Origin of the sequence: Cohnella cholangitidis (genome assembly GCF_014107495.1) — a bacterium.
Classification (GTDB): Bacteria; Bacillota; Bacilli; order Paenibacillales; family Paenibacillaceae; genus Cohnella; species Cohnella cholangitidis.
Window position 1 is genome coordinate 3,462,720 of the sequence record NZ_CP041969.1, and the last position, 24,195, is coordinate 3,486,914.

Below are 24,195 nucleotides of genomic sequence, written 5' to 3' on the forward strand. Positions count from 1 at the left end.
CGTTGCCTATCGTTCATTATTCAAGCAAAGCCGTCTCCTCGCCATAATAATAAAGCGTCAACCGATGAAGCGCGCGGGTACAGCCGACGTAGAGCAGCTTGGCGTCCTGCGGGGTTAGCGCGTATTGGCGTTCGTTCGCGCCCGCGATAAGGACCGCGTCGAACTCGAGACCTTTGGCTAGATAGACGGGGACGATAGTCGTGCCGCCGCGATATTGGGTTTGCCCTTCGCTGATTAAGTTGGCTTCGATGCCCGCCTGCGCCATCTCTTCATGAAGCCGTGCGCATTCCTCGTCCGTGCGTCCGATAATCGCGATCGTCTGCATTCCCCGTCCTCGGTTATCCCGAATGAAAGAATCGATGAAAGGAATTTCATCCGCTTCCTGTTCTAAGCGAACGGTATCGACGGGATCTCCGCTGCGGAATACAGGTACGGCCGGAGGGAGCCCGGTTTCGGTATGAGGCAGAATCCGATTGGCGAATTCAATGATTTCCAGCGTAGAACGGTAGCTTTGCCGCAAGGCGTGATAGGAACGGTGTTCCTCGTCGAACACGCCGGACAGTTCCTCCCAACGTTGAACACCGCGGTAAGCGTGTATCCCTTGGGCCAAATCGCCAAGAATCGTAAAGGAAGGCTCGTTCATGAACGTGTTCAAGAGAGCGATCTGAAAAGGGGATACATCCTGCGCTTCATCGACGACGACGTGATCGAACGCGAGATTCTCTCTGCCGTTGAATACGTAGTGAATCCACACGAGGGCGGCCAGATCTTCGGGTTGAACGAAGCCTTTTTTCAGATAGCCTTTCGTGCTCTCCAGCACCTTCTTCGGAATGCCGTCCTCGGCCGTTGCTGATGCAAATACGCTTTGATAGAAAAGAAAAGCATCCGCCTTGGGCAGCTTGTTCGTGTAGGCGCGCAGGCGTTGCTTGCCCGTCTTGCTCTTGTCCTTGCGAATTTTCGGGTCTCCGATCGTGTTCAGCTGCATCTCCAGCCAGCGGTTGATTCTCGCGGTTAACCTGTCCCGGCGGGCGGCAAGCGGATAGTGGCGGTACTCGACTTCGAACCATTCGCGAATCGTATCGGCGGATAGAACGCGCCCTTCCCAAGCTTCGAAAGGCTGCGCCTCAAGGAAATGCTCTTCGGAACGCTTAAGCTTGTCGTCCAACCATTCTTTAAATCGGATAGAGCCTTTGAACCGGCCCGGCGTCTCGTCGTCGATCGGAGGCCTGACTCCGTCGAGAGAAAACCAATGGTTGCCTTCCGAGCCTTCTTTCGAGAGCCGTACGTTGGCGTTTAGCCGTTCCAATGCCCACTCCGCGAAAGTCGTTTGCTTGACGTGACCGACCCCGAGCTCCGGAAGAACGCCGGAAATGTAGTCGAGGAACATCGTGTTCGGAGCGAAAATGATCATCCGTTCCGCACGGATTTGCTGCTGGTATTGATAGAGCAGGAAGGCCAAGCGATGCAATGCGACCGTCGTTTTACCCGATCCCGCGGCCCTTGGATGATCAGCGCCTTGTATCTCGGAGCCCGGATGATCTGATCCTGTTCGGCTTGGATCGTAGATACGATGTCGCGCAGCCGATTGTCTTTCTTGTCGCCTAGCTTAAATAGAAGAAACTCGTCGTTCAAGCCGATGTTGTCGCCCCCGCGCTCATAGCTGTCCACGATTCTTCCCAGTTTCCTGTCGCGGATGGATAAGTTCCGTTTGCGGTAGATTTCTCCATGGATTGTCCCGTCCGGGGCATCATAAGATACGGGCGCCTCGCCCCCGGTGAAGGAGTAGAATAAGCTGGCTACGGGCGCCCGCCAGTCGATGACGTAAGGCTCTCCGGTCTTCTGCAGGTCCATGCCTCGTTTGCCGATGTATAGCGGAATCGGATCGGTTTTGTTCTCCTCCCGGAAGTCGAGCCGCCCGAAATACGGTTCGTTGCCTAGCAAATCCAGTCTCTGCCGGCTTTCCTCCCGTTTTTCCTCAAGCAATTGTTCGGTGAAATCCTGTCCGCGATATATGGGACCTATGCCGGAGCGTTGCTGTTCGATCTCCTGAAACGTATCCTGAAGTCTTTGATGTTCTTCCCGATAGATAGGGTTTTGCGTATCCATAGTGCGATTGCCTCCTTGCAACGAATATTGACTTCACCTATTGTGGCGCATTTTCGATAAAAACAATAGACTTATGTTTTCCGATTTGTTATGATGTTGAGTACAGGATTGCCTAAAATAGATAGAACATACGTTCTCATCTAAATGCAAGCTCTAAGAAGCGGGTAAGATCTCGGATTTAGAGGTCTAGAGCCCGGTTTTTTCATATCTAACGGCAAATTATGGAGGTTAACGATGGAAAATCAAGATAAACCGGCCGAGAAGAAGAAGCTCTCGCTCAACGTCGTCAGCAATAAGGAACATAGAGGATTCGGCGCGGGTTCGATCGATCTGAGTCAAGTCGCCTGCGTCATCATTGACGAAGGAGAAGCCTATATCGACGTGGGCGCGATGCACGCGAAGAGCAAGATCGAGAAAGGAATCAAGTTCTCTCCCGACAAAGCAACCGTGCCTAACGGTCGTCCGGCTTGGGTCGTATGGGTAGCCGTAGACCGCAACGAGACCGGATCTTACTACGCGGGCGCGGCGTCTTGCGAGATGCTGATCGACACGGAAGCGAGAAAAGGGTGGAAATTGCTCCCCGATCACGTAAACCGGTTGGATGCTTCGATCAAGCGCAAATATATGCTCGACAATATCGGCCCGGCGGAGAAAGAAGCCCTGCGCAAACTGCTCGTAGAACATAACGCGGAGTGGTGGGACAATTCGCCGCAAGCGCTGAAGGATTTATTAGTTTAACAAATCCGCGGGAATAAGCAAGCCCCCAACCTGATCTCTCGATCGGGCCAGGGGCTTTTCCTTTGTTAAACGAACATGCGGGTATCGTTGTTGCGACTGAACCGATAGACTGCGATAAGCGAGAAGACCGCGGCAAACCCGAACAGGATAGCTAGATTTAAGCCGAGACTGCCGAAGGCATCGCCTTGCTGCAGCTTGTTTATAGAATCCAGCAGCCAGTGCTGGGGGAGGAAATTCGATATCTTGCGAATCGAATCCGGCATGATCTCCATCGGGAAGAAACAGCCCGAGAGCATGCAAGTCGGCGTAATAATCAAATTCTGCAAAGCTCCGGCTCCCGCAGTGCTCTTGGCGAAGGCTACCATAAGGAGGGATAGCCCGATGGCGGCTAGCGCGAATAGGAGGAGAACCGGAATTAATTGCGAGTACGGAACTCCGGAATCGATATGGAAGACGGTTTTCATCATGAACAAGGTGAACGCGATCTGCAACAGCATGATGAGTAAGTTAACGATTACGTTGGAAAGGACGTAGGTTCTGGCCGATATCGGCGAAGTCATCAGACGAAGGAAGGTGCGGGATTCCTTCTCCTTCAGGATGAGTTCGGATAGGTTGACGGCGGAGAACATCATGAACGTAACCAGTAATCCGATCGTTTGATAAGTCATATCTTTCCGGTTCGAGGTATCTTCGATCGTCTCGGCATGGAGCTTGAAGTTCTGCGCGCTGTATTCGGCATAGAGCTTATCGAACGCAGCGGAATCTCCCTTCGTGCTCCGGCCGATGGCGGCAACGTTGCTGACGTAACTTTGCAGCATGGCTTTGACGTAAGCCGTCACTTGCGCGCCTTTCACGGATAGGATATCGACCTGCGCTGCTCCGGGGCTTCCCTGGCGTACGCTATCCGCAAACCCTTGATTAAAAATCAAGCCGCTATCGAGCTTGCTTGAGGCGATGTCGCTGCGCAGCGATTTCTCGTCCGTCATCGTGATTTTAACCTGATTCAAGCCCTCGATGAACTTGATCGCATCTTGCGTAATGACTTGATTGCCGTCGTTATTAACGATGCCGACGCGAAGGGCGTTGCCGTTGGAGCTGCCATAGAGAAGCGTGGAGATCAAGATGCCGACAAGCGGCAAGCCGAAATACACGAACCAGCTGGATTTAGCGCGGAACGTATTGCGCAACGTTTTGCGAATGAGCCATAGAATGTCTTTCATTTTATAAAGCCTCCCGTTTACGCATGATCAGGGCCGAGACGACCAGGAAAGCCGCGGCGATGGCAACGTTGATTCCTATGGCCGGCCATGCCGCCAAAATATCGTTCGAATAAACCAGATTCATGATCGCTTCGTTCGCCCATCGGATCGGAGACAGATTCATTACGGTTCCCATGCCGGGTGCCGATTCGTCGAAAGGGAAATAAGCTCCTCCCACGAATGACGCGATCTGCGTAAAGATCATGATGATCGCGCGAGATTTTTCTCCTTGGACAAGATAGCTGACTCCTAGGCCCAAGCTGACGGCCAACAGCACTTCGGATGTTAGGATGAGGAATAACACGCCCATATGGTCGCCCCAGTCGGCCTGGAACGCGAATTTGCTGACCAGCACAATGAGTAGCACGCACAGGAGGTTAATCGCCGTGCAGCCGATGACTTTGCCCGCGAAGAGCGCACCCTTGCTAACGGGCGCGGCGATTAAGCGAATGACCGTGTGGCGAGTTCTTTCGCTGCGGAATAAGAAGGATCCCGACATAGCTGCGTAGAGGGCGATCATCGTCGTCATGGAGATGGCGTAATAATCCATGGAGCTCGGCGTTTTATCCGGATCCAACGAAGTTTCGTTGACGAATTCGCCGCCGTCTTCCGCATTCGCCATGACCGCTTCCGCTTCCGACGGAGCCGATCTAATCGCCGAAACAGCCAAGTTGTAACGATCGGCGAACGCGGTCAACATGCCTTGTAGGATATTGCTTTCGATCGATTGCCTGCTGTTTCCGTAGAACTTCATCCCGTCGCCGCCAAGCTCGACGTACGACGTATATTGCCCGTCTTGGATGAGCTCCCGGCCGTTCATGCCGGCTTCGGCCGGAACCGTGCGGATGCCTTGCCGTTCGATTTCTTGGGCGAAGATCTGCCAGGATTGCGTTAGTTGAGGCTGATCGGCCGTGATCTTATAGAGCAACTGCATTTCTCCGACAACAGCGCTGCTAGAGAATACATTCGATAGAGCCGTGCCAAGAATCAGCATCAATACGATAGGAAAAGCAAGCATGAACAGCAAGGTTCTCCGCTCTCTTAGGGCGGATTTGATTTCTTTAACGGCCACGTTCCATATGTTCATATCCATCCGCCTCCTTAATCGCGGAGATTCCGGCCGGTCAAGGTCAGGAATACCGTCTCCAGATTCGGTGCTTGCTCTTCGACGGAACGGATCTCGATCCCGTCCTTGATTAATTGCTGAATAATGAGATTGAGGTTGTTAGTCTCGCCTCTGGAGTTGATCTTGATCGTGTTGTCCTCGAGCTGCGCGTTGATGACGCCTTGTATTTGCTTAAGCGAATCGATATTCGGCGGTTCGGTTGTTTGGACCTCGATCCAGATGCTCTTCGTATCGGTAATGATCGCTTTTAGCTGTTCTTTCGTGCCGTCGGCGATGATTTTGCCATGATCGACGATCGCGATACGGGTGCAGATTTCTTCGACTTCCTCCATGTAATGGCTCGTATAGATGATCGTGCATCCCATTTGGTTCAGCTTGCGGACCGAGTTGAGGATGTAGTTGCGGGATTGGGGATCGATTCCGACCGTCGGTTCGTCCATGATGATGAGCTTTGGCCTGTGGGCGATGGCGCAAGCAATGTTGAGCCTGCGTTTCATGCCTCCCGAGAAGTTTTTCGGAAAGCTCTTCGCTTTGTCGCCGAGGCCGACGAAATCGAGCGCTTCCTCGGTTCGTTCCTTCAGCAGATTTCCTCTCAAGCCGTATAGTCCGGCAAAAAAGCTCACGTTCTCGTAAGATGTCATATTCTCGTAGATGGAGATGTCCTGAGGAACGATGCCGATATTCATCTTCGCGAACTTGCCGTTCGACGCCAGGCTGCGGCCGAGAATGTCGATTTCTCCCGCGGTACTGCGCAGTAAGGAGGAGATCATATTGATCGTCGTGCTTTTGCCCGCCCCGTTCGCGCCGAGGAAGCCGAAAATCTCTCCCTCGCGAACGGTAAGCGACATATTGTCTACGGCGATGAAATCGCCGAATTTCTTGGTCAAGTTGCGGATCTCGAGCACGTTCATCCGAATCACTCCATTTGTTTAAGTTGTTACGATCATTGTAAAGAAAAAGGATACCCCTAAGTCAGTGCATAAGGGCATCCTTTGATATGACGTTCTTCATGTTCGCGACATGACTAAGGTCACCCTCTCCCGACAGGCAGGAGAGGGGGGGCGTCGGGAAGGGCGGCTGATCGGCTTAATAAAAAATTCCCGTCGGGATACTCGATCCTAACGGGAATTTCTCATTGAGCGCTTATGGCATATTCAGACGCAAAGCTTTCCCGTTTACGGAGTCGTCGGGGAACCGTCTGGCAATCTTGCGTTCGTCCAAGTCGGCAGAACGTTCTCGCAAGGAAATTTCGCCGCTAGTTTCTCGTCTATGTCGATACCCAGCCCAGGCTTTTTATTCGGGTACACGTACCCGTTACGCACTTCGGGACAGCCGGGGAATACTTCGTGGATGGCATCGTTAAAGCCATTCCATTCTTGTATGCCGAAGTTGATGCTACTTACGTCAAGATGAACGTGAGCGGCATGTCCGACCGGCGAAGTGTCGCCCGGTCCGTGCCATGCGGTTCTGACGCCGAAGGAGTCGCAGAGCGCCGTCAATTTCCGGGTTGGCGTAATGCCGCCGATCTGGCTGACGTGTACGCGGATATAATCGATCAACCGGTTCGTGATGAGCGGCATCCATTCGTTCGGGTTGTTGAACAACTCGCCCATTGCCAGCGGAATGGAGGAGTGTTGGCGAATCATGCGGAACCACTCCAGTTGTTCGGGAGGCAAAGCGTCTTCCAAGAAGAACAGCTCGAAAGGCTCTAGTTTCTTAGCAAAGTTCACGGCATCGATCGGGGTCAGGCGTTCATGAATATCGTGCAGCAATTCGATGTCCCAGCCGACTTGGGCCCGCAGATGCTCGAACAGGCCGACGATGCTCTTCATATAAGCTTTCGGGTCGTAGTAGGCGCCCGCTTGAGCGCCGTCCGGCGTGACGATGGTCTGACCGACTCCGCCGTACGTCCCCATTTGGCAGCGAATATAGCGATAACCTTGTTCCATGTACGCGCGAACGTTTTCTTCGACTTCTTTCACGTCGCTGCCGTCCGCGTGACGGTACACTGCGGCGCCTTCGCGAACTTTGCCTCCGAACAGCTCATACAGCGGCATGCCGGCCATTTTCCCCTTGATGTCCCATAACGCCATGTCGACGCCGGACAGAGCGTTGTTCAGGACGGGGCCGTTGCGCCAATAGCTGCTGACGATCGTGGAATGCCAAATATCGTTGATGTTGTTCACGTCTTTGCCGATCAACATCGGCTTGATATATTGTTCGATCGCGTTCTGCACCGTTAAGTAACGTTGGGTAAACGTGGCGCAGCCCACGCCGTAAATTTCGGGATCCGTTGTTTCGACTTTGACGACGACCAAGTTAATGCCCTCGGGCGCGGTGAGGATCGTTTTGATATTGCGAATCTTCAGGTTCTCCATATCCACTCTTCCTTATCTCTCTGTATTTACTGTTTAACGGCGCCTGCCGTTAGGCTGCTGATGAAGTATTTTTGCATGAACAGGAACAAAACGATCAACGGTAAGCTGGAGATAATGGACGCGGCCATCATATCGTTCCATACGACTTTGTAGAAGCCGTTTAATTGACCGATTCCGACGGGTAAGGTTTTCATCGTCTCCGTCGTGACGAGGATAAAGGCGAACATATACTCGTTCCACCCCATCAAGAAGGAGTAAATCGCCGTCGCGGCAATACCCGGCAAGGACAAAGGCAAGATGATTTGGAAGAACGTCCGAATTTGGCTGCAACCGTCGATCATCGCCGCTTCGTCCAGTTCTCTCGGAATGCCTTGGAAAAAGCCCAACATCATCCACGTGCACATCGGAAGGGCGAAGGCGATATAGACGACGATCAATCCCCAGTGAGAATCGATCAGTCCGAATGTTTTCAGCACTTTGTAGAACGGAATCAACAGCATAATAGAAGGGAACATCTGCGTTACGAGCAGAAAGGAAAGAAAAGTCCCTTTTCCGCGAAATTTAAATCGGGAAGCGCCGTACCCGGCGAGCGCTGCGAACGCGATCGTGATAAAAGTCGAAACAGCGACGATGAATACGCTGTTCAGGAAGTAGTCTAGGAACGGATAATCCTTCCAAATCCGCGTGAAGCTTTCGAACGTCGGATTATCGGGTATCCATTTTGGAGGAGTAATCATCACTTCTTCGTTGGGTTTTAGTGCCGTCGATATCATCCATAGCGTAGGAATAAGCACCAAGCACGAAGCTACGATCAGGATGGCGTACATACCCGTATTGAAAATGGAAAACTTGCGTTTAGTCGTCTCCATTGCCGAACAACCTCCTATACCCGTATCCCATTAACCAGCAGACGAAGAACACCAAGATCGCCATCGCGGAAGCTTTGCCGAAGTTGAAAAAGTCGAAAGCTTGCTTGAAGATGTCGATACTGACGACATTGGTCGCGTTGCCCGGTCCTCCCTGGGTCAGAATCCAGATCATCGTAAAATGCTTAAACCACCATACCGTGTCTAAGATGAGCGTGACGACCATGACGGGCATCAACGCAGGTAACGTCACGTAACGGAAAGCCGTGCTGCGCGTGCAACCGTCGATCTTCGCCGCTTCGTATACGTCTTCCGGAATACTCTGCAAGCCTGCGAGCAATAGCATCATGACCATCGGGAATCCTTTCCAGACGGATACGACAATGACGGCGGCGAACGCCGTTTGCTCGTTGCCTAGCCACGATACCGGATCGTCGATCCAGCCCCAATTCATCAATACGGCATTAAACAGCCCGTACAGAGGGTTGAAGAGCCATTTCCATAGCAATCCGACGACGACTTCGGGAAATAGCCAGGGGAGAATGAGGATGACGCGGAATACCGTAATGCCTTTCAGCTTCATGTTCAGGATCAAGGCCAAGCCCGTTCCGATGATGAAGTGGCCCACGACGACCCAGAACGTATAATGAAGCGTGAGCAGGATCCGATTTAGAAACTCCGAGTTGGAGAAGATGTCGATGTAATATTTCAGTCCGACGAAGTCCCATTTCGTAATGAGATTCGTATCGAAGAAGCTGATGTAGGCACCGTAGACCAGCGGATAAGTAATTAAGATAAGCAAGGTAACAACGGCCGGAAGAATGAACCAGACCCCTTTGAGACCGCTCTTCGACGATAGCATAAGTTCTCCCCCATCGTAATGTAGAAAGCCGCAAGGGAGCCAAGGGCTCCCTTGTCGGACTTTGACCTAAGCGATTATTTGCTGTTGCCGATAACCTCGGCGGCGCGATCCGCAGCCCGTTTCGTTGCGGCTTCTACGCTTTGATTGGCAGCGATCATCGATTGGTAAGCTTCGGCTACGATATCTTGGAATTGCGAGTATTGATCGAATGCTGGAATGGTGAATGCATATTCCAACGCTTTAACGAAACCGGCGTATTCCGGCGTCGTCAATTGTTGTTGTTTGCCGACTTCGATTTTCGTAGGGAGACGGCCGCTCAGTTCATTCCATTTCAGCGCGTTCTCGTCCTCGACCATGAATTTCAAATAATCGGCGACGACTTCTTTGTTTTTGCTGGATTCGGCGATCGAGTAGCCCAACAAGCCGAAGGTAGCCGTATGTTTCACTTTCGCCGGAACCGCACGCTGTAGAGCTTGCCTTTCAGTTCGGGATTCTGGCTGACGATGTTGCCGAGCGCATTCGGTCCGGTAAGCATCATCGCGACTTTGCCGGTAGCCATCAAGCTAGCCGCTTCCGGGAAGCCCGTCTCCGTCACTCCCGGAGGAACGACGCCGTACTTGTTGTTCAGATCCACGAAAAATTGGAACGCTTCTTTCGCTTCCGGCGTGGCAAGATCGGATACCCATTTGCCGCTCTCGTCTTTTCTCAATTCCTCGACGCCGTAGGAACGCATGATGGCAATAAAGCGATCGGCGCCGGAACCGTTGCGCGTTCCGATCATGCCAAAGCCCCATTGATCCGCTTTGCCGTCTCCGTCCGTGTCTTTGGTCAGCTTCTTGGCGGCTTCGAGGAACTCGTCCCAGTTCTCGGGTCCTTTCAAGCCTTCTTGCTCGAACCAGTCTCCGCGATAGACGAGCGCCATTGGAGCCGCGTTCCATGGAAGAAATTGCAGTTTGCCGTCAACGCTGGATTCCTCGATAATGTTTGGATAGAACTCTTTCAAGTATTCGGCTCCGAGCAATTGCGTCAAATCCGCGGTAATGCCCATTCCGTTAGCTGTTCGGGCGAATTGAGGCGTCATGGTGAACGCGTCCGGCAAGTCTCCGGAAGTAGCCATCGCCGTGATTTTTTTGTAAAGATCGTTCATCGGAACGCCGATGAACTCGATTTTGACTTCGGGATGGAGCTTCATGTAACGATCGGCCATTTCTTTCTCGGCGGGGCCGTCCGGATTTTCTGTTTGCGAGACCGACATGATCTTGATTGTCGTCGTCTTTGTAGCGCTTTCTTTTTCGCCGTTTTTAGCTGAATCTTTGTTAGTTCCGCAGGCTGCAAGCAACATCGTCATTACGACGAGCAGGGAAATCCAACTGCCGGCTTTGTGGACTTTCATTCTGATGACCTCCTAAGATAAATAGCGTTTATATATTGTTTGTCCGCCGGAGCATATGGCTCCGGTAACGGACAAGAACAACCCAAGCGTCGAACATTAAGATAACACATCACATGTCATACATGTTATCTCAAAAAAAGACGGCCTTACTTTTTCTCCGTCTGATCATGCAAGCGTTTGATCGTCTGCGAAGTAACGTTGATGGCGCCTTCGCGAACTAAGCGGCGAACGGCTTCCATATCTCGGGATTTGATAGCTTCAAGCTGCTGGGAGTGACCGAATAGGCTATCTTCCATATCCGCTAAAACCCTGTTCAATTCTTTTAGGTGATAATAGTAGACATTTTTGATGCGGTCGATGATGTGGATGAAAATTTGGTTTTTGGAAGCTTTAACGATGGCAAAATGGAATTGATAGTCGGCTAACGAATACTTCGAATAGTCGTGTTGGTTTGCTTTCATTTCCGTAAGCGCTTTCTCGATCGTCGCGATGTCCTGTTCGTCTGCGCGAAGAACGGCTAATTCAATGCACTTGGTCTCGATCAGTTCCCGGAATTCCATAATGTCCAGAAATTCCTTCTCGCTTAAGTTCATGATCGGGGCCGTCATCTGAATGTCGAAGCTCATTGCGCGTTCGGATACGAAGGAGCCTTTGCCATGGCGCGTAGTGATTAGCCCAAGATCCCGGAGCTTCTGGACGGCGCTTCGAACGCTTACTCTGCTAACGTTGAACATGCTGCACAATTCGTTATCCGAAGGAATCTTCTGTCCTGGCTGCCAGACTTCGCTTACGATTTTGTTTTGGATCTGCTCGAAGACATCGTCCACGACGTTTTTTTTCTCGATGGCTTTGAAGTCGTTTTTCATATCCGATGTCCCTCCGACTTATAACATGTCATACAAGTTCCAAGTTCAATTTAGCACGTTACTCACATCCTCGTCAATCCCCTTTTTTGCTAATTGATCCAGTAGCCTTTTAGAGCCGGGAGTAAGCGGATAGAGTATCGCGCTACTCCCGTTTCTACTTATACGCCTACCCAGCGGCGGAACTTCGACCAGATGGAACGGCCCTCGCCGCCTTTGCCCGCTCGTTCTCCGTCAACTCCTCCGAGATCCGCGCACGCCTCCGTCGGTTCCGTTCCGGCCAAGAACGTTTCCAATACGGCCTGCCCTGGGCAAGTAGGGGACGCGAGAAGGTTGGTAGCGGGATCGACATAGACGCGCACGACTCCTTCCGGCATAGGAAAGATGCGAGGGGGGGTACCCCCGAGTGCGGTCTCCGTAAATTGCGCGAAGATCGGCGCCGCCCGATGGGCTTCGCTGGAAGTGATGGCCCTGCCGCGGTCATATCCGACCCATACGGCCGTCGTCAGCTCCGGGGTATATCCGACGAACCAGGCGTCCGAATCGGTCGTGCCCGTCTTACCCGCTACCGGACGCTTCAGCATCTTGGCTACTCGGTGGGCGGTACCGCCGCGATCGAATACGCTTTCCAGCAATTGCGTCGTGACGAAGGCGAGTGCGGGGGTTATTACTTGCTCTTCGCGAACGCGGGACTCGTACAGCACTTCGCCGTCGCGGTCCCGAATGCTCGTAATGGCAATCGGGTTAGCCCTGCGGCCTTCATTGGCGAAAACGGTAAAAGCGGACGCCATCTCGAAGGGGCTCACGGGAAAGGTGCCGAGGGCGAGCGACGGAACGGCTTTCAGAGTCGATGTAACGCCAAGCTTGCGCGCCATCGAGATCACGGCCTCGGGACCGACCCGCATGATCGTATTGACGGCATAAATGTTGTCGGATGCCGCGATTGCCTGGCGCATGCCGATCTCGCCGTGAAAATATCGGCCGTTGTAATTGCTCGGACGGTAAATTTGGCGGTCGTGATCGAAATAAAACAAAGTCGGTTCGCTGCGAAAGCGGGTAGCCGGCGTTACCGCATGCTGCTCTAACGCGGAGGCATAAAGAATCGGCTTGAAGGAGGAGCCCGGCTGCCGCGTACCGGCGAATACGCGATTGTACTGATTGTTGCGATAATTCCTGCCTCCGACCATCGCTTTAATATAGCCGTTGCGGGGATCGAGGGCGATCAATGCGGTTTGCAGTTCGGAATTGCCGCCTTGAAGCCCTTTTTTGACGGCAGCTTCGGCTTTGCGCTGAATCTCGACGTCGAGCGTAGTATGGATCGTGAGACCGCCTTCGTTCATGAGGCGCTCGTCTATTCCGATTTGCTCGATGGCGACTTTCTTTACGTAATCGGCGAAGTAGGGAGCCGCTCGCTCTTCTTCCTCCGGCAAGGGCCGTACTTTCAGGACTTGGCTTGCCGCCTTTGCCGCATGCTCCTTCGAGAGTTGCCCGGTCTCCTGCATCGCCTGCAGCACTTTGCGCTGCCTGATCTTGGCGTCGTCGGGGTGCAGATGAGGCGAATAATAACGGGGGCCCTTCGGAATTCCGGCCAACATGGCGCTCTCCGCAACGTCCAGTTGTTTGGCGGGTTTATTGAAATAGAGTCTAGCGGCGGCTTCCGCTCCGTACGCTCCATGGCCATAGTAAATCTGGTTCAGGTAGAGCTCGAGTATCTCGTCTTTGGAATATCTCTGCTCCAGCTTCGCCGCATACCAAGCTTCCTTTAGCTTGCGAGTCCACGTCCGTTCATGGGACAAATATAGATTCCGCGCTAATTGCTGGGTTAACGTGCTCGCCCCCTGTTCTTTGGACATATGCCGCATATCCACCCATGCCGCCCTTGCCAAACCTCGCAGATCCACTCCCGCATGCTCGTAGAAACGACGATCTTCGACGGCTAACGTGGCTTTGACGAGCCATGGGGAAATGTCGGAGAGCTTCACGATTTGCCGGTTCACGCCGCCTTGCAAGGATGCGAGCAGTTGTCCGTTCGCGTCGACGATCCGCGTCGATTGCATCGTGGCTCCCGCAGGCAAGTCGCCATAACGGAAGAGCAGGGCGCCGCCTCCCGTCAACGCCAGCAGCGCAAGCAATGTCATCCAACCCAACCGGCGCCGAAGCTTCTCCCAGCGCGCCGCCGCTAATGGTTTTTTCGCTTGTTTAGCGTTGTTCGCCATCCTATGTCCCTCCTCTTCCGGTCGCCGCGATCGACGCCTAACTTCTCTAGTATGGAAAAGGCATCCTTCAGATATGCGCGCGCGGAGACGGCGGAGTCGTATCCTGGTCAGAATCGATCTTATTTTCTCGGAAGCGGATCAAAGAGCGCGCTTGTCCGATAGGGCGCCATGGCTCGAATCTACGACGTTTTTTCCGGCGTGGTCATCCAAGCTTCTCTATATAAGCAACCGAGAGATTTCAACCGGGTGTTAAAAAGGGAAGAGGGAATGAGCCCGATGGATTATCAGAAGACGGTCGCTATTCCCTGAGCGGCGGGGATAGTGTGTAATGTATTCGTCGAGGGAATCAATAACGGCATGGCATGCCGTTATTTTGAGCGTTAGCGTCACTTTGAACGGAATAGCGGCACGCCGTGCCGTTATTCCATGCGATTATTCGATATCCCGCCAAATCCGTCGAAATAGCGGTACGCCGTGCCGCTAAGAGGCGGAGAAAATGGTTTTATGCGAAAATAACGGCACCGCGTGCCGTTAACTAATTGCACGCTCCTCCACACAACCACGCTCCTCTGCACAACCACGCTCCCCCAACAAACTCCCCCAACAAACCACGCTCCCCCAACCCGCGCCAAAATCCTGCGTTGACGCCCAGTTTACAGGATTAGGTTGCAAAACTGCGCAAGTTTTATATAATACATCTAGTTTGGTACAATATAACGGTAGCGTTTTAGCCAATAGAAAGTGGGGATCTCATGTCTTCCATGGAGCTGTGGTACACGGAGAAACAAACCGACAATTTCGGCATTACGATGAAAATCAAACAAACAATGGTCCACGAGCAAACGGACTTTCAAGAGTTGGCAATGATCGAAACGGAAGAGTACGGCAACATGCTCGTATTGGACGGAATGGTTATGACGACGGAGAGGGACGAATTCGTCTACCATGAGATGGTGGCGCATCCGGCCTTGTTCACGCACCCGAACCCGGAGCACGTGCTTGTCGTAGGCGGTGGAGACGGCGGCGTTATTCGCGAGGTGCTTAAGCACCCGAAAGTGAAAAAGGCTGTTCTTGTCGATATCGATGGCAAAGTTATCGAATACTCGAAACGATATTTGCCGTCCATCGCGGGAAAATTGGAAGATCCTCGCGTCGAAGTTATCGTTAACGACGGATACATGCACATTCATGACCATAAAAATACATACGACGTCATCATGGTCGATTCCACGGAGCCTGTAGGCCCTGCCGTGAATTTGTTCACCAAAGGCTTCTATCAAGGCATCCATGACGCGTTAAAAGAAGACGGAATTTTCGTGGCGCAGACGGACAACCCGTGGTTCAAAGCGGATTTGATCCAAAGCGTTAACCGCGACGTGAAGGAAGTATTCGGCATCGTTCGCGTTTACGTTGCCAATATCCCGACTTATCCAAGCGGCTTGTGGACCTTCACGATGGGCAGCAAGAAATATGATCCGCTGGCCGTGGACGAGAGCGCAATTCCCGAGCTCGATACGAAATATTATTCGCCTCGCCTGCACAAGGCGGCGTTCGCGCTTCCTAAGTTCGTAGAAGACCTAACGAAATAAGTTCGCCCAAACGCGCGCCGCTTTGCGGTCGCTGCTTGGTCGTAACGAATAACTTCAAAGGAGATTCACCATGCGCTTAAATCAAGCTTATTCCGGAAATGTATTCATTTGCAGCTCCGACGACTACGCGGCATCCAAGGCCGTTATCTACGGGATGCCGATGGATTACACGGTCTCCTTCCGTCCGGGCTCCCGGTTCGGCCCGGGCCGAATCCGCGAAGCTTCCGTAGGATTGGAAGAGTACAGCCCTTACTTGGACCGCAGCATCGTCGATCTTGCTTACTTCGATGCCGGCGATCTTCTCTTGCCATTCGGCAATGCGGCGAAAAGCCTCGACATCATCGGAGATTTCGTTCGCGGAGTTCTGGCGGACGGCAAAATCCCGGTCGGACTCGGCGGGGAGCACCTCGTCAGCTGGCCGGTCATTCAAGAGGTATACAAGAAATATCCCGATTTGGCGATCATCCATTTCGATGCGCATACCGATCTTCGCGAGGACTACGAAGGGGAGCCTCTGTCCCATTCGACGCCTCTTCGCAAAGCGGCGGAGCTCATGGGTCCTTCCAACATCTATCAATTCGGGATCCGTTCCGGTTCGAAGGAGGATTGGACGTACGCTCAGCAATCGGGCATCCACTTCCATCCTTTCGAAGTAGCCGAACCGCTGAAGCGGGAGCTTCCTTCGCTCGCGGGGCGTCCGGTCTACGTGACGATCGATATCGACGTTCTCGACCCATCCGCGGCTCCGGGAACGGGTACGACCGAAGCCGGAGGCATTACGTCCAAAGAATTGCTTGAAGCGGTGCATGCGATCGCCCGTTCCGGAGTGAACGTCGTCGGTTTCGATCTCGTCGAGGTCGCCCCGATCTACGATCCGACGGAAATGACGCCGATCGTCGCTTCGAAGATTATTCGCGAGATGCTTCTCGGATTTGTAAAGTAAAATAACATATTTAGCGAAATAGGCCCCTGAAATCCGCGGAAACGCAGGTGTTCAGGGGCCTATTGTCATCTTTGCTGAGATTTCGCGTTTTTTGTCGGGTTTTATCGAATGAAAAGAAAATTTTCCCTTTCATCGGCACAAACCTGTGTTACAATATCTCACATATACAGAAATGCATTTACGGGATATGGGGTGGCAGCATGTTTGGATGGCTCGGCTGGAAGCAAGGTTTGCCTTTGTGGTGGTCTTATCGATTGAATGCGCAACTGACCGAGGATGTAGAGGATATCTTCGAAGGAATCGCCGAAACGCGCGTTGAGGTGCTCAAGGATTGGACGGGAGAATGCTGGAGGCATCTGGACCGGCTGCTGGAACAGATGGTTTCCATAGAAAGCGGTCTGTCGCAAAACGGGAAAACGGAAGACTCCGGGGGGCATCCGGAAGCTTGGGCGCGTTTGTTCGAGACAACCTATTCGAGGGCTTCCGATCTTACGGAAATTTTTAAGCTGAACGCCGAGGGGAAGGTTGTCTATTCGACGCATGCTCCCCATACCGGACAGCAGTACGGAGAGGGATCGCTTATCGCCGAGGGCTTGAGGTATTCCCGCGGCGAGAACGATCTGGCAAGAAAGTGTCTGTTCGGTCCTTACGGGGATCCAATGACGCTGGAGATCGGCCCTCGTTCTTCCCCGTTTCACGACAAGATGACGCTGTTGTTCATTCAACCCGTCGTCAAGGACGGGGTCTGGGCCGGAGCGATTTGCGCGCGCGTTCCTAACGACGTCATCGGCGATCTGATCCAGAGGGAATCCGGACACGTCTACCCGGATTCCGGAGACAACTATATTTTCATGGCTAAGCCGGGTTTGAATAAGCGCATTGCATTGGGTACGGCTCTTTCGCGAAGCCGGTTCGAGGACCGGACGTTCACTCACGGAGAGAACCTCAAGGACGGCGTCACGACGGACTGGGGAGTCGTGTCTGTTAAGGAACATACGGAATTGGAGTTAGTCTTCACGGACCCTGCTACGGGCGATCTGCATCCTGGCGTGGCGAACACGATACGGAACGGCAGCAACCTGTTCGTGAAGTATCCGGGGTATTCCGATTACCGGCACATTCCGGTTATCGGTAAAGGAGTTACTTTTCAATTGCCCCATTGCCCCGACGTATGGGGGATGATGTGCGAGGGCGATTTGGAGGAAGTATACCGGATCAGGGGCATTGCTTGGCGGCAGTTTCGTCCTCATACGGCTTTGGTGGGCAGCTTCGGGATCGTATCCGCGATTTTGCTTTACCTTATAGCCAGTCAAGCTTCCGCGCTCTCTATCGCTTTATGCGCCATGGCGTTCAATCTATTGTTCGGGGCATTCATCGTTAGCTCGGTACACCGGCGCACCGACCGAAAAGTCGTTAACCCGATTCGGAAAATCAACCGTTTCATCCGCATTAACGCGGAAGGGAAGGGGGATCTTACGCAGCGGCTGGATACGGGGGAGTTCGACAACGACGAATCCCGCGACTTGGCGAAATGGGTCAACAATATGATCGACTCTTTGGAAGGCATCATGCTCAAGGTGAAGCTTGCGGCGGGCGACGTATCTTCCAGCCAACTTCTGCTCAGCGAATCTACGGTTACGACGGCGTCTTCGACGGAGCGGGTGAGCGTCAAAGTCAATGACATGCTTCGGAGCATTCGCCGGCAACTCAAAGATATCGACGTCGCGAAGGAAGTGGCGGACGAGATGCGGCAGACGCTGCATATGCTCGAGGAGAAGGCTTCTCGGCAAATTACGATCGCGCAGGACGAAGTCGGGCGAATCGGGGACAAGATGTCGGAAATCTCCGTTCGCGTCGCGGACACGAATAAGACGATTCGCGTCTTCGTGGATACGGCTAACGAAATCCGCGACGTATTAAACGTTATCGGAGAGATCTCGTCCCAGACGAATCTGTTGGCTCTGAATGCGGCTATCGAAGCGGCGCGAGTCGGGGAGCACGGCAAAGGCTTCGCGGTCGTGGCTAGCGAGATACGCAAATTGGCCGATATGACACGCAAATCTACGGAGGAGGTTCACGGCTTCGTGGAGAAAATCTCGTTGCATGCGCAAGAAGCGCATTCTTCGATTACCGAGGGCACGAAGGTGGTGTCCGAAGGAACCGAGTTAGTTGCAGCGGCGACGGAAACGCTAAGCGACGCGAAAGCGGACGACACTCTTAAGACGCAGGTTATCGACGAAGTCGTCGTCCTGATGGAGAAGGTGGCGGACGTCAGTATCGAAAACCGCGCCATCTCCAAAGAAGTGGAAGGCCGGGTGCAGGAGCTTCTGACCGATATCGTCAACGTTCGGCACACCTCCAACAATGTCGAAGCGATTACGGCGTTCATGCAGCAGCTCGTCGGCCAATTCCGTTTGACGGAAGTTCGGAAGAGGTAATAAACCATCTTCGTTATCGATCATTTGTTGCGCTGATATTGGGCTGGGGTCATTTGCGTAATGCGTTTAAAGATTTTCGAGAAATATTTCGGATTGTCGAAGCCGACGCGTTCACCGATCTCGAACCAAGGCAAGGAGCTCTCTCTCATGAGCTCCTTTGCTTTTTGTACGCGCAATTGCTGCAAATAATGAACGAAGGATTGACCCGTATTTTTGGAAAAGAGATAGCTGAAATAGTTTTCGCTTAAATTGACCTTGGCCGCGATATCCTGCAGGCGCAAAGGTTGGTTGTATTTTTCTTTAATGTATCTGATGGCTTGTTCGATATCGCTTCGACGATTTCTGAGAGAAACGTCGTCCCACAGTTCCCTGGCCACGGTATGCAGGCGCAAGCACCATTCGCGCAGTTCGGGGTAAGTCTCCAGCCGGTTCAATTGGTCATAGGCCGAACTGTCTTGCCACATTCCGTTAAGGGGGAGGCCCCATTCCCCGAGCAATAGCGTGACGGAAGATTGCCATTGCACGATCCGGTCGCGGATCCGGTGCGGAGGCATACCTTCGGGAGGGCGCAGGGGAAACAACTCATCGAAGCGAAGGCGCGCGAACGCCTCGTCCGTTTGTTCCAGCGCGTCCAAATAAGCCCGGATAGCCGTCGGCGAAACGAATGAAGCATAGCTATCGGCATGCTCATTCTCGGGAGAAGAAGCACGGTAACCATGAACGTGCCCGGGGCCGGTATAGAAGCGGAGGTTGAGTGCTTCTAGCGCCTCATGGTATGCCTGAACCTTGTCTTGCTTGTCGCGGTGCAAGGGGCTGATCGCGATGGATAGGCATTGTCTCATGTCTCCTAAGCGGTTAACGGAGGCCGCGAGGTCGTTCATCCATCGTTCCACGTACGGCTCTCCGTCATCTTCGACGCTATTCGTCTTCGCGATGAACACCGCATCACGCTCGCTATGAAATATTTCAGCCTCGCGCAAGCCTTCATGAGCCGACGAATCGAGAAGTCGGCGAGCTAGTTGTTCCTTGTTATCGCCATCGATCCGAATGATGCCGACGGAGTATCGTCCGCCTTTGATCTTGTCGCCTTCAAGCCAATCGGTCAAAGAGCTCGGAGAGATGGATTGCGTTCCATGTTCGGCTTTGTCCGTCGGTTTTGCCGGGACGCTTCTCGAATTCCTCGCTTGCAGCACGGATTCAAGGAGTTCCTCGGGGCTCATCGTCAACTTATGCACGTAATCGATAACGCCGAGCCGGAGCGCGTCCTGAACGGATCTGAAATCCTCTCGTACGCTTAAGATCATCACGATCATATCCGGGAATTCCTTGCGGATATGGCGAATCATCTCCAGCCCGTCCATAATGGGCATTTGGATGTCCGTAATAACCATGTCCGGCTTGAGGCCGCGGACCAGTTCGAGCCCGGTGCGGCCGTCCGAAGCGTCCCCGACCACCTCGATTCCGTACTCCGCCCAAGGGATGCCGGACACGATTCCTCTGCGCACGAGCACTTCGTCTTCAACCACCACGATCCTCATCGATGTCCTCCTCCCTCTGAAGCGGTAGTCTGATCGTTACATAAGTTTTGCCTTCGGCTTCCGTACGCCGGATCTGCAAACCGTACCCATCGCCGTACATCATGCGGATTCTTTTGTGGACATTTTGCAGGCCGACATTCGAGAAGGCGGGGTGAAGCCCTTCTTTCTCGATACTTTCCATAATATCCCTGATTTTTTCCTTATTGATTTCCAATCCGTTGTCGACGATTTCCAGCGTCAGTACCCCGGATGGGGTTACCGTCGAACGGATGGTCATCTCGCCTTTGCCTTCTTGGAAGGAAGCGTGGCGGTAGACGTTCTCGACGAGCGGTTGCAGCGAGAGCTTGGGAACCAGGGCATCCAACGTCGTCTCGTCCAATTGCTCGATTACGGCCACGTTATCTCCGAACCGATATCGCTGAATCGTCATGAAATAGCGAACGTTGTTCATCTCTTCCCGCAAAGCGATCCGGTCTTGGCCCCGATGGATGCTCATGTCCAGAAGGTGGCCCAGCGACAGCAGCATTTCCGTGATCGGCTTCGTACCGGCCATGATCGACATCCAGCGGATGGTGTTCAGCGTATTGTGCAGGAAGTGCGGGTTGATCTGGGCTTGAAGAGCTTCCAACTTGGCTTGTTCCCGATGGCGTTCCAAGACGATTTCCCGATTGATATGGTTCTGCAACCGTTCAAGCATCTTGTCGAACGTATGTCCGAGCAACCCTGCTTCGTCCCGGGTACGGATATCCGCCGTAACGTCCAAGCGCCCTTTCTCTACTTGTTTCATCACGACTCTTAGCTTTCTAAGGGGTTTTGTCAGCATATTGGAGAAGAACACGATCATGCCGATGAACACGACCATGCTCACTGCGAAAATAATCGTGCTTATGTTACGTATCTTATCGATTTCGCGAAAGACGGCCTCGTGAGGCACGATCTGAATGACGCGCCAACCGGTCATGGGCAGCGAGTAGGTACTGAGCACGTATTTGTTCCCGTTTACGCTCGTGCTTAGGGTGCTGTCCGCGGATTCGTCGATTATCGGTTTGAGAGAGGCGTATAGCGGCATCGCCTCTTCGCGGGAATAGGTAAGCACGCTGTCGTCCGGTCCGACGAGCAGACCGTAACCGGTTAGGGTGGGGTCGCCCGATTGCAGCACGTCCAAGTAGGCTTGCGTCGGTTCGCTGATCGCTAATTGTCCGATGCTGTGATTGCTCTCGTCCCTGACGACCATGGATACGGTCAGCAAGGGATGCTTCCCTGGAAGGGCATAGTTGTCATGGTTCAACGTCCATACCATATATCCGTTCTCTTCGATCGTCCGATGAAACCAGTCCGAGCTTGTCAGGACATCCTTGACGCCGGGAGACCTTCCCCAGTTCGTATATAAAGTACCATAGTTATCGAAGACGGAGAAATAGAGGTTGTCGCTGGCGATCGCCGTCGACATCTCCAGAAACTTTTTATCCATCGTATGGGTGTTATTAAGCATATCCCGTTCCGTAACGGGGGGATTAACTAGCGCCCGTTTAACGTTCTCGTCGATTACCAGAGATGAGGTCGCGTGCATCATCGTCTGCAGCTTGCGTTCGATATTCAAGTTAATCTGATGCAATCTCTCCTCGGCGGATGATTCGACCTGCTTCCGCAGGACGTTCTCGATCGCTTGATAGGCGTACAGGCTCGCTCCCAAAATGGGAATCAGCACGAACAAAACGAAGGCGACGATCCACTTGGTGCGCAGGCTGATGAAAGGCATGGGGGATTAGCGCTCCTCCTCCGTCGATAAGAATGGCTCCGGCCCGTAAGAGTCGATAGCTCCGTAGGCTTCCGTCGAAAGCGCCGAATAGCGGATGGCGGTTTTGACCGCGCGCGTCCAATTCCCGGGAAGCGCCAGCCATTCCGGCCATTCGTCGGGGGAAGTCAATTCGCGGGCTATGCCGCTAAGCAAGGCTCCAACGAACGCGTCTCCTGCTCCGGTCGTATCTACGGCCTGTACGGGGATGCCTTGGAACTTCTCGATTCCGCGGACCGTGACGCTAAAGCAACCGTCGGCTCCCAACGTAACGAGCAGAGCCTTCAAGCCGAAGCGCGCGCTCAGGAACTGAGCCCGGGTTTCAAGAGAGTGGGAATGGATGCCATTAAACTCCGCTTCCGTAAGAAAGCAAAGTTCATCCTCGTTAATCTTTACCAAATCCGCAAGTTCCATCGCCTCCAGTATGGCGCTTCTCGCTTGTTCCTCCGAATTCCATAGATTTAATCGCAGATTGGGATCGTAACTGACCAAGCAACCTCTTCTTCTAGCTTCCCGCGCTGCCAGCAGGGTAGTCGTACGGGCCGGCTCTGCCGTCAAGGTGAGGGATCCGAAATGGAATACGCCCGCCTCTTCCAATAATTCGAGGGGAATTTCCTCTACGGTCAGGGATAGGTCGGCGGTGTCCTTCCTATAGAAGGCAAAATCCCGTTGGCCTTTCTCGGTCAAAGTCACGATAGCCAACGTTGTGCTCTTGTCGGGCGATTCCAGCAGATAGTCGGTTCGAACGCCGACCTCCGTCAATTTACTTCGGATGGAAGCGCCGAATGCATCCTTTCCGATTTTGCCTATGAAATAGCTGGGAACGCCGAGTAAGGCGGCTGCGGCGGCAACGTTGGCCGGAGCGCCTCCGGGGTTAACGATATAATTTTTAGAATCGATGGATAGCAGATCGATCAGCGCTTCTCCGAATGAAGCAATTGGTTTCATTTCCGTCATCTCCTCGTCTTGCTAGCGCTTACATTCATTCAGTATAGGAGTTGCGAATAGGGATGTAAACGAACGGGGACGAATTCGAAGAATCGTGTCTTTTTATCGTAAGATCGTTACCTAAGCAAAGAAAACGACGATTTATGAAAAGAAAAATGTATCCGTTTTCAGAGGATTCGTGAGTTTTCGGGCACGAGCAGAAAACGCTACCATTAAGTTAAATCAGCCGGAAAGGGGAGCGATACACATTCGCACACAGAAGCAATCAGACACGTTGGCCGGATGGCTGTTCATTTTACCGGGCATAGCGGGATTCGGAGTTTTAACGATCATTCCGATTATTTTATCGCTAATTATCAGCTTTACCGATTGGAATTTCCTTGACGGGTTGAAGGGGCTGCGTTTCATAGGGCTCGATAACTTCATCGAGATGTGGTCCGATAAGTGGTTCGTGGACAGTCTGACTAACAATCTTGTTTTCGCGGCGGTTACCGTTCCCGCAACGATCGTCCTTTCCTTGCTAGCGGCTATCGGATTGAATAAAGGCGTCTACATGAAATCGCCGATTCGTCTCATGATATTCATGCCGTACGTATCGAATATCGTCGCCATTTCCATCGTATGGGGCACGTTGTACAACCCGACGATGGGCCCGATCAACTCTTTCCTTAGAAGCGTCGGAATCGATAATCCGCCGGGCTGGCTGGCTAGCAGCGCATGGGCGTTGCCCGCCATCATGATCATGACGATCTGGGCGAACGTCGGCTACAACATGATCATTTACCTCGCGGGACTTCAAGGAATATCCAAGGACTTGTACGAGGCGGCGAAAATAGACGGCGCGGGACCGATGAGGAGCTTTTTCAGGATTACGCTGCCGATGCTGTCGCCAACGACTTTTTTCGTCATGATTACAAGCATTATTCACTCGTTCCAGGTGTTCATCGCGGTATTCGTCATGACGAAAGGAGGACCGGGCTCTTCGACGACGGTACTCACGTATTATTCGTACCGCACGGGCTTCGACTTCTACAAGATGGGCTATTCGTCGGCCATGGCGTGGATATTGTTCTTGATCATCTTCTTGATTACCTTCCTGCAATGGCAAGGACAAAAACGATGGGTGCACTATTAAGC

The 24,195-nt window shown here is 52.9% G+C and carries 20 protein-coding genes; 5 read left to right on the forward strand and 15 right to left on the reverse strand.

Going from position 1 to position 24,195, the window contains the following annotated elements; translation table 11 throughout:
- Positions 1–16: 16 nt before the first annotated feature.
- Together FPL14_RS16150 and FPL14_RS29990 are read right to left on the reverse strand one after the other, a co-directional pair.
- Positions 17–1,468 carry a HelD family protein gene (locus FPL14_RS16150; RefSeq protein ID WP_229263537.1) on the reverse strand — a complete coding sequence of 484 codons (1,452 nt, stop codon included), beginning with the start codon at positions 1,466–1,468 and terminating at the stop codon, positions 17–19.
- Complete coding sequence (locus FPL14_RS29990) at positions 1,408–2,106, reverse strand: helicase domain-containing protein (protein ID WP_229263538.1); 699 nt, start codon at positions 2,104–2,106, stop codon at positions 1,408–1,410. Before FPL14_RS29990 ends, FPL14_RS16150 begins: the two co-directional genes overlap by 61 nt.
- 234 nt (positions 2,107–2,340) lie before the next feature.
- Here FPL14_RS29990 and FPL14_RS16155 point away from each other — a divergent pair, with 234 nt between their 5' ends.
- Positions 2,341–2,844 carry a YwhD family protein gene (locus tag FPL14_RS16155; RefSeq protein WP_182298624.1) on the forward strand — a complete coding sequence of 168 codons (504 nt, stop codon included), beginning with the start codon at positions 2,341–2,343 and terminating at the stop codon, positions 2,842–2,844.
- A 65-nt stretch (positions 2,845–2,909) separates the two neighbouring features.
- Here FPL14_RS16155 and FPL14_RS16160 read toward each other — a convergent pair whose 3' ends face one another.
- The 10 genes from FPL14_RS16160 to FPL14_RS16205 form a co-directional block, all read right to left on the reverse strand.
- A complete protein-coding gene (locus FPL14_RS16160) occupies positions 2,910–4,064 on the reverse strand; it encodes an ABC transporter permease (RefSeq protein ID WP_182298626.1) in 1,155 nt (384 codons plus the stop codon).
- A 1-nt stretch (position 4,065) separates the two neighbouring features.
- Positions 4,066–5,190: an ABC transporter permease gene (locus tag FPL14_RS16165; RefSeq protein WP_182298628.1), complete on the reverse strand. Its 1,125-nt coding sequence runs from the start codon at positions 5,188–5,190 to the stop codon at positions 4,066–4,068.
- Positions 5,191–5,204: 14 nt separating this feature from the next.
- Positions 5,205–6,140: an ABC transporter ATP-binding protein gene (locus FPL14_RS16170; protein WP_182298630.1), complete on the reverse strand. Its 936-nt coding sequence runs from the start codon at positions 6,138–6,140 to the stop codon at positions 5,205–5,207.
- Positions 6,141–6,404: 264 nt separating this feature from the next.
- Positions 6,405–7,607 (reverse strand): enolase C-terminal domain-like protein, encoded by a 1,203-nt coding sequence (locus FPL14_RS16175; protein WP_182298632.1) that lies wholly within the window; start codon positions 7,605–7,607, stop codon positions 6,405–6,407.
- A 26-nt stretch (positions 7,608–7,633) separates the two neighbouring features.
- Complete coding sequence (locus tag FPL14_RS16180) at positions 7,634–8,476, reverse strand: carbohydrate ABC transporter permease (protein ID WP_182298634.1); 843 nt, start codon at positions 8,474–8,476, stop codon at positions 7,634–7,636.
- Positions 8,463–9,335, reverse strand: a complete 873-nt coding sequence (locus tag FPL14_RS16185; protein ID WP_182298636.1) for a carbohydrate ABC transporter permease — start codon at positions 9,333–9,335, stop codon at positions 8,463–8,465. Before FPL14_RS16185 ends, FPL14_RS16180 begins: the two co-directional genes overlap by 14 nt.
- Before the next feature lie 74 nt (positions 9,336–9,409).
- Complete coding sequence (locus tag FPL14_RS16190; RefSeq protein WP_182298638.1) at positions 9,410–9,781, reverse strand: type 2 periplasmic-binding domain-containing protein; 372 nt, start codon at positions 9,779–9,781, stop codon at positions 9,410–9,412.
- On the reverse strand, positions 9,778–10,728 hold the full coding sequence (locus FPL14_RS16195; RefSeq protein ID WP_182298640.1) for an ABC transporter substrate-binding protein: 951 nt from the start codon (positions 10,726–10,728) through the stop codon (positions 9,778–9,780). Before FPL14_RS16195 ends, FPL14_RS16190 begins: the two co-directional genes overlap by 4 nt.
- A 146-nt stretch (positions 10,729–10,874) precedes the next feature.
- Positions 10,875–11,594, reverse strand: coding sequence for a FadR/GntR family transcriptional regulator (locus tag FPL14_RS16200; RefSeq protein WP_182298642.1), 720 nt, complete (start codon positions 11,592–11,594; stop codon positions 10,875–10,877).
- Between the two features lie 158 nt (positions 11,595–11,752).
- Positions 11,753–13,807, reverse strand: coding sequence for a transglycosylase domain-containing protein (locus FPL14_RS16205; RefSeq protein ID WP_182298644.1), 2,055 nt, complete (start codon positions 13,805–13,807; stop codon positions 11,753–11,755).
- 761 nt (positions 13,808–14,568) lie between these two features.
- On the opposite strand from FPL14_RS16205, the gene speE reads away from it, so the two are divergent.
- The 3 genes from speE (at position 14,569) to FPL14_RS16220 (ending at position 18,777) form a co-directional block, all read left to right on the forward strand.
- Positions 14,569–15,396, forward strand: coding sequence for a polyamine aminopropyltransferase (gene speE / locus FPL14_RS16210; protein ID WP_182304013.1), 828 nt, complete (start codon positions 14,569–14,571; stop codon positions 15,394–15,396).
- A 70-nt stretch (positions 15,397–15,466) separates the two neighbouring features.
- Positions 15,467–16,339 carry an agmatinase gene (gene speB / locus FPL14_RS16215; RefSeq protein WP_182298646.1) on the forward strand — a complete coding sequence of 291 codons (873 nt, stop codon included), beginning with the start codon at positions 15,467–15,469 and terminating at the stop codon, positions 16,337–16,339.
- A gap of 200 nt (positions 16,340–16,539) precedes the next feature.
- A complete protein-coding gene (locus FPL14_RS16220; RefSeq protein ID WP_182298648.1) occupies positions 16,540–18,777 on the forward strand; it encodes a methyl-accepting chemotaxis protein in 2,238 nt (745 codons plus the stop codon).
- Positions 18,778–18,797: 20 nt separating this feature from the next.
- Here the strand turns inward: FPL14_RS16220 and FPL14_RS16225 are convergent, their stop codons facing one another.
- Genes FPL14_RS16225 through FPL14_RS16235 form a run of 3 tightly spaced genes read right to left on the reverse strand, consistent with a single transcriptional unit; the run spans position 18,798 to position 23,058 of the window.
- Positions 18,798–20,315, reverse strand: coding sequence for a response regulator (locus FPL14_RS16225; RefSeq protein ID WP_182298650.1), 1,518 nt, complete (start codon positions 20,313–20,315; stop codon positions 18,798–18,800).
- Positions 20,296–22,074, reverse strand: coding sequence for a cache domain-containing sensor histidine kinase (locus FPL14_RS16230; RefSeq protein ID WP_182298653.1), 1,779 nt, complete (start codon positions 22,072–22,074; stop codon positions 20,296–20,298). The genes FPL14_RS16225 and FPL14_RS16230 overlap by 20 nt, the downstream gene beginning before the upstream one ends.
- Positions 22,075–22,080: 6 nt before the next feature.
- A complete protein-coding gene (locus FPL14_RS16235; protein ID WP_182298655.1) occupies positions 22,081–23,058 on the reverse strand; it encodes a carbohydrate kinase family protein in 978 nt (325 codons plus the stop codon).
- 274 nt (positions 23,059–23,332) lie between these two features.
- On the opposite strand from FPL14_RS16235, the gene FPL14_RS16240 reads away from it, so the two are divergent.
- On the forward strand, positions 23,333–24,193 hold the full coding sequence (locus tag FPL14_RS16240; protein WP_229263539.1) for a carbohydrate ABC transporter permease: 861 nt from the start codon (positions 23,333–23,335) through the stop codon (positions 24,191–24,193).
- The last annotated feature ends 2 nt before the right edge of the window (positions 24,194–24,195 follow it).

Coding starts and splice junctions, on each gene's coding strand:
- FPL14_RS16170 (WP_182298630.1), bottom strand. CDS start 6,140: ATGAACGTGCTCGAGATCCGCAACTTGACCAAGAAATTCGGCGATTTC.
- FPL14_RS16195 (WP_182298640.1), bottom strand. CDS start 10,728: ATGAAAGTCCACAAAGCCGGCAGTTGGATTTCCCTGCTCGTCGTAATG.
- speE (WP_182304013.1), top strand. CDS start 14,569: ATGGAGCTGTGGTACACGGAGAAACAAACCGACAATTTCGGCATTACG.
- FPL14_RS16185 (WP_182298636.1), bottom strand. CDS start 9,335: ATGCTATCGTCGAAGAGCGGTCTCAAAGGGGTCTGGTTCATTCTTCCG.
- FPL14_RS16230 (WP_182298653.1), bottom strand. CDS start 22,074: ATGCCTTTCATCAGCCTGCGCACCAAGTGGATCGTCGCCTTCGTTTTG.
- FPL14_RS16175 (WP_182298632.1), bottom strand. CDS start 7,607: ATGGAGAACCTGAAGATTCGCAATATCAAAACGATCCTCACCGCGCCC.
- FPL14_RS16160 (WP_182298626.1), bottom strand. CDS start 4,064: ATGAAAGACATTCTATGGCTCATTCGCAAAACGTTGCGCAATACGTTC.
- FPL14_RS29990 (WP_229263538.1), bottom strand. CDS start 2,106: ATGGATACGCAAAACCCTATCTATCGGGAAGAACATCAAAGACTTCAG.
- FPL14_RS16155 (WP_182298624.1), top strand. CDS start 2,341: ATGGAAAATCAAGATAAACCGGCCGAGAAGAAGAAGCTCTCGCTCAAC.
- FPL14_RS16225 (WP_182298650.1), bottom strand. CDS start 20,315: ATGAGGATCGTGGTGGTTGAAGACGAAGTGCTCGTGCGCAGAGGAATC.
- FPL14_RS16180 (WP_182298634.1), bottom strand. CDS start 8,476: ATGGAGACGACTAAACGCAAGTTTTCCATTTTCAATACGGGTATGTAC.
- speB (WP_182298646.1), top strand. CDS start 15,467: ATGCGCTTAAATCAAGCTTATTCCGGAAATGTATTCATTTGCAGCTCC.
- FPL14_RS16220 (WP_182298648.1), top strand. CDS start 16,540: ATGTTTGGATGGCTCGGCTGGAAGCAAGGTTTGCCTTTGTGGTGGTCT.
- FPL14_RS16200 (WP_182298642.1), bottom strand. CDS start 11,594: ATGAAAAACGACTTCAAAGCCATCGAGAAAAAAAACGTCGTGGACGAT.
- FPL14_RS16165 (WP_182298628.1), bottom strand. CDS start 5,190: ATGAACATATGGAACGTGGCCGTTAAAGAAATCAAATCCGCCCTAAGA.
- FPL14_RS16235 (WP_182298655.1), bottom strand. CDS start 23,058: ATGAAACCAATTGCTTCATTCGGAGAAGCGCTGATCGATCTGCTATCC.
- FPL14_RS16205 (WP_182298644.1), bottom strand. CDS start 13,807: ATGGCGAACAACGCTAAACAAGCGAAAAAACCATTAGCGGCGGCGCGC.